Source organism: uncultured Imperialibacter sp. (genome assembly GCF_963974565.1).
Lineage (GTDB): Bacteria > Bacteroidota > Bacteroidia > Cytophagales > Cyclobacteriaceae > Imperialibacter > Imperialibacter roseus.
The window spans coordinates 99,170-110,408 of record NZ_CAXBCJ010000017.1; the positions used below are offsets into that span (position 1 = coordinate 99,170).

Sequence of the window (11,239 nt, forward strand, 5' to 3'; positions counted from 1 at the left end):
CAGTGATTTTCAACTACTGTCACCATCGTGTCTGGCACAAAGTGCCTTTATGGGTCATCGAAAACGTTTGAAATGTCTTAAAAAAAACTGAAAAAAGATTGAGTGTATCGGGACAGATTGCCCGCCACACAGTTATATGCAATTTTTCAGCTAAACAACCTGAGCCAGGGCCTTGTTGAAAGCTTCCATTTCGTCTTTGCGCCCAATGCTCACCCGGCACCAGTCCTGATTTTTGAAGTTCCAGGATCTCACCAGCACGCCTTTTTCTTTCATGCGGCTGAGGAAGGTGCTGCCATTCATGTCAATGGGGAACATAGCAAAGTTGGTGAAAGAAGGGATGACGTTGGCACCAACTGCCTTCAAGCCTTTGTATAAAAGTTGTTTGGATTCTTCTGTTTGCTGAACGCTCATGCTTAGGAATGCCTTGTCGTCCACCGAAGCTGTCGCTGCCAGAACGGCTGGCCTGGATAGGTCAAACCCGCCGGTGGAGAATGGTTTCATTTTGGCCAGCAGGTCTGGTTTGGCTACACAATAGCCCACTCGTAAACCAGCGAAACCATGCACTTTGGAGAAGGTTTTGCAAACAATGACATTCTTGCCTTGCTGCACGCAGGAAATCGTACTCGCTTTCAACCCTTCAGGGTGATAGTCGATATAAGCCTCGTCCACAAAAACAGGGGCCTTGTCACTTACGGAATTACAAAAATCCCTCATCTCCTTACCCGATACCTGAGTTCCGGTTGGGTTCATCGGGTTCACTGTATACACCAGAGAAGTTTTGCCGTTAACTGCATCGGCCATTTTGCCCAACTGTTGTTTCAATCCACTGTCCACCTCAACTTTCACCAGCTTGCCACCCACACCTTCGGCGTATTTTGGCAGGCTGTCGAAAGTAGGATCGGAAATGACAATCTCACCACCCTTCATGCCGAAAGCGACACCAGCAGCCATTAGCAGTTGAGTGGATCCCGATCCAAGTAGAATAAAGTCTTCGGATACACCCTCGTAAGCAGCTATTTTTCTTTGTAGTTCTGCCCTTTCGTCAAAAGGATACATATAGCTGTCCTTCAGGGAATTGGTAATAGCAGCAATTGCCTTTTCCGATGGCCCAAATGGATTCTCGTTAGCGAAAAGCCTCGCTTTAACTCCTTCCTGTCCCTCGAAATAGTAAAAAGCCCTTTCTTCGTCGGTCATGGAAAGGAACTCGGCGTTGTGAGAAGGAGGCTTGGCAAAAAGGGAGGGTAAATTAACAAAAGCAGCAGAAGCAGCCAGCGTGCCAGCTTTCAACGCTTGACGGCGGGTGAGGGAAGTTTTCATAGGTAGTGTTGTTTGATACAATTTAAACAAATGTTTTGAACATGTCACGACGGATTTTACCTATGAGAGCAAAAAGGGACAAACAAAAATGGATGTCTCAAAAAATGGAAGGCGACGTCATTTTGAGTGACGAAGAACGAGAAATCTCACAGACCTGGCAGTAAGTCAGGGGGATTTCTCCCTCACGGTCGAAATGACGTCTTTTTTGGCAGCCTTTTTTGTTTTACTCTTTCCCTATCGGCGGAGGACCTTCGATCATCGGGGTATACACGTGATCGCCTTTTCTTTCTTTGAACTCATTCTTCATGGCTTCTACCTTTTTTGGGTCTTCGAACAAATCAATGGCAGACATAGAAAGCGCCTTGGCCGCATGAATCATACCCTTGTGCCCAATGGACATGCCCCCGCAGGCCACTACCGCCCATGAATGCCATGGTGTGCCATCAGGCGCCGTAGCCACGCTAAGCCGGGCAACTGGCACTACCCAGCTTACATCACCTACGTCGGTAGAGCCGCCACCCGGATGTTCGAGTGTTTCTTCCATGGGCTCAATTTTACTGTTCAGGCCAATTTGTGGTTTCCCCGTTGCTTCCTGAATCTTTTTGGCATAGTCTGTTTCGTCGGCTGTGTAGGTAATAGGGCCTAGCAGTTCCAGGTTCTTTTGTATGATAGCGCCCCCGCTGCGGTTGACCAGCACCTCGTAGATACCCGACACCAGATTGATCTTGTAGTCAACATTCGCAAGAATAGCAGCACCCTCAGCCATGGCTCTTACCCGCTGGTATACCTCGTTCATTCCTTCCCTTTTGTCGTCACGCACCCTCACCCAAATGCGGGAGTAGTCGGGTACTACGTTCACCACCTGACCACCGTCCTGAATGTGATAGTGGATGCGCACTGTGGGTTTGATGTGCTCCCGGTAAGAGTTAATCCCATGGGCATACAGCTCCAGGGCGTCGGAGGCGCTGCGACCGTTCCAGGGGTCGCCGGAGGCATGTGCAGCCTGACCAAAGAACTCAACTGTAAAGTCGACAAGGGCCAGACCGCTCTGCACGGCGGTTTTGGTTTCAGCACCCGGGTGCCAATCGAGGCAGGCATCGAGGTCATCGAAAAGCCCCGCCTTGGCCATCCATATTTTGCCGAAGAATTTCTCTTCAGCGGGTGTGCCGAAAAATTTGATGGTGCCTTTCAGCTTACCTTGTGCCATTAGGTCTTTCACTGCTATGGCAGCGCCCAGGCTCGCTGTCCCAAACAGGTTATGTCCGCAGCCATGGCCTGGTTTGCCGTCATGCAAAGGGCTTTTATAGGGCACAGTGTTCTGCGAGAGCCCTGGCAGTGCGTCAAATTCACCAAGAATACCGATGACGGGACTGCCGCTACCGTAGGTAGCGATGAAGGCAGTCGGAATGCCAGCCACACCACGTTCGACAGTGAAACCGTTGGCTTCCGCATAGTCGGCCAGCAGGTCAGCGGAGACGGTTTCCTGAAAGGCGATTTCTTCAGCTGCCCATATTTTGTCGCTGATAGTGGTCAGCTCGGAAGTGCGGCCTTCGATGTCTTTGATGGCGGTGGCTTTGGTTGCACTGATTTTTTGTGCCTGGGCGTTGACGCCAACAGCGCAGGCTAGTATTACTAGTAATCTTTTGATCATAGAAGAGAAGTTTAATATTGGAAACAGAAAAGTAAAATGGGCGTTCGGGAGTCAATTAAGGAAAAAAAGCGGAAGGCAGGAAGAGGAGTGCTGTGAAAGGCTAATCCAGTTCAGGTTAAGACCTTTAGCAGGTATGTGACAAGCCCTTATGCGACCAGGTGACAAGCGCCTATGACATAGGTAGTAAAGGCGTTATTCCTTTCTGGATAAGTGCAGTACAGGGGCTTGATAGCGGCTTAACAGGAGGCTGCGGTGCGCACCACACATAGGTAGTGCTGGGCAGAATAAGTAGTGCGTGGTGGGCGGCATAACTAGTGATTGGTGGGCAGCAAGCTGGTTCACAAATATCGTAGCCACGAAACCGGGTGCGAAGGCGGTTCCTTACAGAAAGCCATTTGTTAGTTACTAATTATACGAAATTTGGAAGAAAAGGAGTTGGGTGATACAATTGAAAGCGGTGAAATTTAATGACCGATGCCGGTGGTACCTCCCAAAACAAAACTTCCCGAAAGTTTTTCCAATGACGGCTACTTTCGGGAAGTTGGATTGATATTTTATACCTGATTTAGACTTAACTGTCTCTGCCGACCAGTTTAGCATCTTCTAACTTAGAAGCTCCATTTTTCGAAAGTCGCATGGCCTCTTTGCCAACGGTCTCTATTTTCTGAGACACATTATCAATAACCTTATTGAACTTGGATTCTACCTCATCAAAATAATCATCTCCCTTTTTGCTGATCTTCTTTCTTGTCGCAGCACCTTTAGCAGGGGCAAAAAGTATTCCTAAGGCAGCTCCAATAGATGCACTTACCAATACACTAACTAATACTTTTCCAGAGTTCATAATTTTACGGTTTTGTTACAAATAATTTATTAAAATAGACTGGTTGTATTATAGTTAACGAGAAAAAAGGCCTTTTTGTTACAATTTGAGCAGATTTGCCTGGCGACGATGGCTCATTCCGTGCAACGTCAGCGACTTAATTGGCGTCCAGGGAGTCGAGGGGACTCTTTATCGCCGTTTGCCAGCATTTCTCAGCAATGACCAGCGTGGAAATGAAAAGAATAAAAAGTACCGGGAAAAGTATCAACGTGGGGTCGAGCCCGATCCTGAAAGGGTAATCGTCCAACCACTCTTTGGCACTGAACCATACGATGGGGTTGGAGATGAGGTAGGCGATGAGAATAAGTTTCAGAAAATCGTAGAGCAGCAGCAGCATAATATTGTGGGTGGGGGCGCCAAGAATTTTTCTGATACCAATTTCCTTTGTTCGTTTCTGCGTCACATAAGAGGCTAGCCCAAACATGCCCATATTGGCAATGACTATTGCGATAATGGCGAAAAAGAAGAACATTTTCAGCATGCCTTCCTCCAGGGCCAATCTGTTTTCGAAGCCTCTGCTCAGGAAGAAGAAATTGGGGAAATATGTCCCGATTTGAAATTTCATTTCCTGCAAGAAGGTTGATATGTTCTCACTTTGATTGGGCTGGTAGAATAAGACAAAATCCATGTACGTCCTGTGCCGGAAGCCTGTTACATAAATGGACGGAGGAGAATCAGGCTGTTGGTTTTTGACCACGCCGACCACCATATGGTAGCCGCCCCGGGAGTCAATGGTTTGCTGCACTGCCATCTCCGGGTCGCCGAAACCTAATGCTTTGGCGGCCGATTCATTCACAATCAAAGAGTTGAAATCGTCACCCATATTTCTGAAGTTGCGCCCAGCCCGAAAAACTGCTGAAGAGTCTTTCCAATACTGCTGATCGATCACATATAAATTATAGGTGGTGTCTTTTAGCCCGGGAAAGAGCTTTACATAGATGCCATCTTCCTGTTTTTCTACGGGTGCCAGGCCCGAAATAGCCTGCATTGTTTTGATTTTTCCCTGATAGAGGTTCGAAATGCCAATGCCCCTGATGCCCTCACCCTTGTTGTGAAGTATAAAACGATCGACCTGATTGGTGAACTCTTCATTGGCACCCGGCAGACCGGGAAATACGCCGCTCATTTTGATCTCACGGGAGGTGCCGCCGCTTCTCTCCATATAGTCCAGTTGCAGATAAACGATGTAAACAGCCGACAGAAAGATGATGGAAGACGTCAATTGGAAGATCAGCAGGGAGCGGATAATGCTGCTTCCTTTGCCAAGGTTGCCTGAATTGAGCACACTTGTTTTGCCCCGAAGAGAATCGATGGGGTTGAGTGATGAGAGGTGAAAAGCAGGGTAGGCGCTTGATAACAGGGTGCTCACCAGAATAAGCACAATTAGAAAGAGAATAAAGACTGCCATGTTGGAATACCCTACTGGGGGGTAGCTGATTTTGGTGTACATCACGATCAGCTTGGTGCCAAACAGAAAGAAAAAGATACTGAGCACGCCTGCAAGGGTGTTGGTGAGCAATGCCTCACCCACAAAGGTGAGGGTGAGCTGGGTGGGAGTTATCCCAAGAAGCTTTCTTACGCCGATCTCTTTGGCTCTTTCTATGCTATTAATGATGGCGTTGTTAACGTAGTTGGTGCAGGCAAGCACAACAATGATGACAGCAATCACAGAAAGAAAGATGAGCAAGGTAGGACTGATGCCGTTTTCGGGCTCATTGGAGATGTCCGTCGTCAGGTGAATGTCTTCAATAGGGCGGAGCGAAATTCCTTTTTCGTAAGTGTCCATTTGTGCAGAAGACACCGGGGAAGTGGCCGCCTTTTCAACAGCCGAAATATCAAAATCTGGTGACACGAGGACGTAGGTATAAATGACCTCCGAGTGCTGCATGCCAGGGTTGTTCATGCCGGTGGCTGGAGAGCTTAAAGAGGCCAGCAGGTCAAATTTGAGGTGGGTCTTCACAGGCCTATCGTCGAATACCCCGCCGATAACGTACGTTTGTTCGAAAAACCCAGCGGCTGCGGACACAAACTCCTGGCCAATAATGGAGGTGTTTTCTTCGATTTGCTTGGGAAAGATACTTTTTGCCAGCGTTGCCGAGAGCAGTAGGGTGTTGGGGGCTGTAAGCACCGAATCCTGATTTCCCTGAAGTAGCTTCAACGAAAGAACGTTCAGTATGGATTGGTCGGCGTAGTAGGCTTTTTCAACAAAAACACTCAAGGCAAGAGAATCATGTTTTTGGTATTTGAAGAAAGCGCTGCCGTATTCAGAGAAAGGTAGCAAGCGGACATAGTCATTTACTCCTTCATAAAGCTCAGCAAGATGAGGGCCGACTACCGGCGCAGTGACGGCATCTCTGACCGTAATTTCACCTCTTGTGGAGGTAGTTGTCTCCACACGAAACACATTTTTCCTGCCCGGCAGCTGGTCGTAGAAGAGGTGAGACTGGATATAATTAAACAGGAAAATGCAGGCAGCCATGCCCAGTGTAAGCCCCAGAATATTCAGGTAAGCCGCACCTTTGTTGCGCAAAATGTTCCTTACAGAAATAAGGAGAAAGTTCTTAATCATTACGGCAAGCAGTAGGTAAAGTGCCTTCTGCGACAAACTGCGTGCCATGCGGACGAATGCTTGAATAAGCCGCCTGGGAGTAGATTGATAAGGTTGTGGGATGTGGTTTTTGTTCAGATATGTACAAAAATTGTACGGTGGTGTAGTTCAAAAATCGGCTATTTACCTAAGCAAATCAATGCTCCTTTGAATCGTTTGTCTGTCGGTCGATGTTTTGGCGAGGGCAAGTGCCTGTTCAAGGTAGTATGTCGCTTGAGTGTTGTCGATGTCTTTGTAAAGCTCGCCCAACAACGTGAAATAGAAGTGATTGTCAACCAATTTCAATTTCTCCGCTTCCACGATGGCTGCCTCTTTTCCCTGGACTTTGGCGAGGGCATAGGTCCTGTTCAGTGCAGCTATGGGTGAGTATTCTAATTGCAAAAGCTGGTTGTACAACAGCAGAATATTCTCCCACTTCTCTTTTGTGTCTTGTTTTATCGTATGCCAGTAGGCAATGCTTGCTTCAAAATGGTATTTGGAAACTCGGGTTCCTTGCGAGGCTTCTTTCAGGTAGATAGCGCCATTGGCGATCAGTTTCTGGTTCCAAAGTGATTCGTCCTGGTCTTGATAAAGCACAAGTTCACCATTTACTCCCTGGCGTGCCTGAAACCGACTGGAATGAAAACACATTAGCGCCATCAGCGCATTGACGGACGGCGTATTTGTTTGAGGACTACCTATGAGCAGCCGACAGAGCCTCATCGCCTCCTGGCAGAGCTCTTCCTGCACCACAGCTTCCTTGCTTTCCGAGTAGTAGCCCTCATTAAACAGGAGATACAAAGTGATGAGTACAGCATCTATCCGGTTGTTGATCTCGTTTTCTCCGGGGATCGCTATCGGTATCTTCTCTATTCTCAGCTTCTCTCTTGCCCTGAACAGTCGCTTGTTGGTGGTTTCTTTATTGGTTAAAAAGGCATTGGCGATTTCATCGATGCCAAACCCACAAAGGATTCGGAGTGCCAAACCAATTTGCGACTCCAGGGGAATAGCCGGATGGCAAATGGCAAACAACATTTGCAGCTGGCTGTCGCTAATGTTCTGCTCCGATAGGTCGATATCGATTTCTGCTGTTGTCAGCTCCTGGGGTGGCAAATTAGGTTTGACCTTATCCGTGAAAATATGCTGACGGGTGACGTGGTTTTTCGCTTTGTTTTTGGCCACTGCATACAACCAGGCGGTAGGGTTTTCAGGAATCTTGCTGTAGGTCCAGGTTTCTATGGCCAGCATAAAGGTTTCGCTGGCAATGTCCTCGGCCATTTCGATATGGTCGGCTCCAAAGCGCCTGCAAAGCACAGCGGTAATTTTGCTGAACTCAGTGCGGAACAGGTGAGGAATGAGCTCCTGGTGGGTCATTGATCAATAAGTGGGGTATAGAGCATGGTGTATCTACTAGGTGGTGCCCACAACCTTCGCTGGCGACACCACCAGGAACTAGTATTAATGAACCCCGTCGTTTTTGGCAATTCTCCGAACTTCCATGGTGTTGCCCTCGCCTTGCAGCACCGGGCATCCTTTCGCAAACTCTACTGCTTCCTCAACTGACTCTGCCCTGACGGTAATAAAGCCTCCGATGGTTTCTTTGATGTCGCCGAAGGGCCCGTTGGTAACAACCTTTTTTGAATTCACCACCCTGGCATTGTCGAATGGAAGACCTGTGCCACTAACAAATTTGTTTTGCGCCGCAATGCCGCCGATCCAGTCCATGGTTTGCTTCATCCACTCCTGCATTTGCTCGGCTGAAGCTACTTTGGCTCCGTCCTCATGCCTCATGATCAATACATACTCATCCATAATGTTAAATTTAATGTTTCGGAATAATTGATTTACACCCTCATATCAAATGAGTATCGATCAATTGGACAGGTTGTAAAAATTATTTTCAGGAAGTTAGGAAAGGCTATTAGTGTTTTGATTGACACATTTAATGTGCTATAGAGGTGAAGTAGATCTAAACATTCTCCAACTTAGTAATCCAGTCATCGAAATGCGGACAACGCTGCCTCAAAAATGGAAGTCCGATGTCGGCTGTAGCTGCAACACCGGCTGTAGTTTTTTGTCTCTTGTACAGGGGGATATGTTTAATAATTCTCTTCGATGGAGCTCCTTCCGGAGTCTCATTGATATCCTCTGGAGACATTTTTGACACTTCGATTGTGAGGTTCTCTATTTCCTTTGTCTTGTCAGTGAAAAAACTAAGTAAGGAATCTGGTTTTGACATTATGAGCGATTCATATTCATGTAGCTGGATGTATGGTATAAAGTTACGAAAGGCAATTCGATCACTAAATTTTCGTTCTAGAAGCAATACCTTTTCCCTTGCATTACTAATCGGTTTAATTTCCTCATCGTATATTGTATTGCCTTGTTTTGGAAAAGCATATAAATCAATCATTGTGGAAATGAATACGTCGCTATTCGCTTGGTAACGACTGGCTAATCGTTTGATGTGATTCTCAATTTTGTCAAAATTACCTCCTCCCCCTTGGGTTCCTAGTTTACGGTTTGTGAGCCACTGCTGAGCTTCGATATGGATCCCGTTGACAATAAAATGGTCATAAGCTACTTTTCTCAAAAAGCGTTCTTCAGTTTCGCCTTCTACAACAATGAAAATCGTTTTCATGGCTTTCCACCAATTATGTTTTGATGCCATAAATCAGAAAGGCTATAAATACCTGTCCATTCTTTCAGGTCATCTTCATTTAGCTGTTCGAATTCAGACTTACGGCCATTGCGAGTCACAACAACAATGTCTTCGGGCGCAAATTCATTGAGCATATCTGCGTCTTGCGTAGAAATGAAGACTTGACAATACTCAGACACCCCTTGGATTAAGTCACAGATTGTCTTGACAGCTGAAGGATGTAGCCCCAATTCAGGCTCATCAAGAAATATCACGTAGGGAAGCCTTTGAGGTGGTAGACAAAGGAGGGTTATCAGTGCCATTGCTCGTAACATTCCGTCGCTAGCCTGTGTCGCAACAAATGTTTCTCTTGAGTCTTTTTCTTTCCACCTCAGGTAAGTCTTGCCGTATTGATTAACCAAGACAAAGTCGTCGAAAAAGGGGATGACTTGTTGTATAACACTTATGATTTTTTGATAGATGGCTGGCTCTGTTTCCTTTAAGTCTAGCAGAACTGATGGCAAGTTTCTGCCATCCTCTTCGAGAAACCAATTATTATTAATATCCGATTTATTATTTCTAATAGGTGAGTTGAATGTTGTATTATGAAACTGATACGTAATAAGCTGTTGTAAAAGCTTTTTTACAGTTCCTTGAGTTCGGCCCGTAGACTCAGCATTTATTAAAGCAGATTCTTTGTGTCCAGCACCCAAATCGTACCAGTTTTGCGTTTGTTTTCTCCCATTTGCGGTATATCTAAATTGTTCTTCGGTAAATATGAATGTGTCGGAGGAAGCATGTGATAATTTGAACTTGTATTCATTCAATCCTACTGAAGTTTTTAGACTTACGTAACCAGACAATTGGGACGTGGTTTCAGGCCCATCGAAGAGAAATGCTGATGCACCTCCATTTAAACCTACATAGTCGGACAAATTGCCCGTACCACTTAGCATATTCGATAAGAACTTAAAAAAACTAATGAAATTAGATTTTCCGGCTCCATTTTGACCAATAAATACATTGATAGGTCTAGGCTTAAAGCCTAAAAGTGATTGAATACTTTTAAATCCCTTTATAGTGATACTATCAATTTCCAAGTTCCTCATTTTCTTGCAGAAGTATTCAGTAAAGGTAGGTCTTTAAAAGATGTTTTTCCTCAACTAAAAGCTTACTTTATTAGTTCTTCCTTGTGTCTCGATTAAGTATTATGCCTGTGATTTTCCGACCACAAAAAGTCACCATCTACAATCAATAGCTTCACCCCGCTTTTAGAAACTGAACGGTGGGAGCTTAACCCATCCGAAACCACATAGCTCGTTCCTTTATTCAAAATAAAGCTTTGACCATTCTCCATCTCGGTTTCAAATTCCCCCTCAATGCAGTAGACAATATGCCCCTTCTGGCACCAATGGTCGGCCAGGTAGCCTGCACCGTACTCAACGATGCGTACTCGCAATCCTGAAAATTGGAGGGTTTGCCAAAAGGAGATCCCAGTTTCGCCGGGGTGCTCGGTTTTGGGCACTGACGCCCAGTCGATGGTTTGGAAAGGTATGTTCATTGTATCATCTGGGTTTGAAAGACAGCCCGGCAGATGCAAGGGCTTGCTGCAACTTCGGCAGGGTGCTTGGCCCCATTCCGTGGAGCTGCATTATTTCTGTTTCGGTGTGCATGGCGAGCTCCCGCACCGTAGTGATGCCCTTGCCTTGCAGTGCACGCCTGGCTGGTGCCACCAGTGTGCTCAGGAAGTCATCCTCCGGCTTTTCTTCGCTGGCGCAAATAGGGCATACAGGGCAGTCGCTGCTTTTGTAGTATTGGTGCCCCTTTTTGCATATTCGGAGCGTTTTTTTGGGAGACGTCATGGAAGAGCAATGTGTAGTCTAAAGTCAGGAAAAAGGATTTACGTGATCCGATTTTGGTCAAACTGATCAAAGCACGTGGGGACGTCCACAGCTCTTCTCTCTTTTGAAGACCACGATAAATTCTTTCGTCCTTACATCATTAAATAAAAACCAGCTTTCAAGCACGGGCTCGAACTTCACCAAATCCCAGCCTTCAGCTCCCCACTCATCAAAGTTGCGGCTCAGCTCCGACTGAAAGTCCTTCTTTTTCAAATGGGCAACGCTTATGGTTACTATCTTATATTCAAATTTCTGCATA

Annotated in this window: 11 protein-coding genes; all 11 read right to left on the minus strand. The window is 46.2% G+C overall.

Annotated features, from left to right (window positions below; translation table 11 throughout):
• Window positions 1-150: 150 nt before the first annotated feature.
• Window positions 151-1,317, minus strand: a complete 1,167-nt coding sequence (locus AAC052_RS20765; RefSeq protein WP_339815335.1) for a histidinol-phosphate transaminase — start codon at window positions 1,315-1,317, stop codon at window positions 151-153.
• Between the two features lie 223 nt (window positions 1,318-1,540).
• The gene (locus AAC052_RS20770) at window positions 1,541-2,968 is read right to left on the minus strand and encodes an amidohydrolase (RefSeq protein WP_339815336.1); all 1,428 of its coding nucleotides are present in this window, start codon (window positions 2,966-2,968) and stop codon (window positions 1,541-1,543) included.
• A gap of 571 nt (window positions 2,969-3,539) precedes the next feature.
• The gene (locus tag AAC052_RS20775; protein ID WP_317490908.1) at window positions 3,540-3,812 is read right to left on the minus strand and encodes a YtxH domain-containing protein; all 273 of its coding nucleotides are present in this window, start codon (window positions 3,810-3,812) and stop codon (window positions 3,540-3,542) included.
• Window positions 3,813-3,948: 136 nt separating this feature from the next.
• Window positions 3,949-6,468 carry an FtsX-like permease family protein gene (locus AAC052_RS20780; RefSeq protein WP_339815337.1) on the minus strand — a complete coding sequence of 840 codons (2,520 nt, stop codon included), beginning with the start codon at window positions 6,466-6,468 and terminating at the stop codon, window positions 3,949-3,951.
• Between the two features lie 114 nt (window positions 6,469-6,582).
• On the minus strand, window positions 6,583-7,812 hold the full coding sequence (locus AAC052_RS20785; RefSeq protein WP_339815338.1) for a DUF6596 domain-containing protein: 1,230 nt from the start codon (window positions 7,810-7,812) through the stop codon (window positions 6,583-6,585).
• Window positions 7,813-7,896: 84 nt separating this feature from the next.
• Window positions 7,897-8,250 (minus strand): YciI family protein, encoded by a 354-nt coding sequence (locus tag AAC052_RS20790; RefSeq protein WP_317490911.1) that lies wholly within the window; start codon window positions 8,248-8,250, stop codon window positions 7,897-7,899.
• Window positions 8,251-8,407: 157 nt separating this feature from the next.
• Window positions 8,408-9,079: a DUF4276 family protein gene (locus AAC052_RS20795; protein ID WP_339815340.1), complete on the minus strand. Its 672-nt coding sequence runs from the start codon at window positions 9,077-9,079 to the stop codon at window positions 8,408-8,410.
• Entirely contained in the window at window positions 9,076-10,179 is a 1,104-nt protein-coding gene (locus AAC052_RS20800; protein ID WP_339815341.1) for an AAA family ATPase, read from the minus strand. Before AAC052_RS20800 ends, AAC052_RS20795 begins: the two co-directional genes overlap by 4 nt.
• 101 nt (window positions 10,180-10,280) lie before the next feature.
• On the minus strand, window positions 10,281-10,640 hold the full coding sequence (locus AAC052_RS20805) for a DHCW motif cupin fold protein (protein ID WP_339815342.1): 360 nt from the start codon (window positions 10,638-10,640) through the stop codon (window positions 10,281-10,283).
• A 4-nt stretch (window positions 10,641-10,644) separates the two neighbouring features.
• Window positions 10,645-10,941 carry an RNA polymerase alpha subunit C-terminal domain-containing protein gene (locus tag AAC052_RS20810; RefSeq protein WP_317490913.1) on the minus strand — a complete coding sequence of 99 codons (297 nt, stop codon included), beginning with the start codon at window positions 10,939-10,941 and terminating at the stop codon, window positions 10,645-10,647.
• A 66-nt stretch (window positions 10,942-11,007) separates the two neighbouring features.
• Entirely contained in the window at window positions 11,008-11,238 is a 231-nt protein-coding gene (locus AAC052_RS20815; RefSeq protein ID WP_339815343.1) for a DUF4177 domain-containing protein, read from the minus strand.
• Window position 11,239 lies beyond the last annotated feature (1 nt).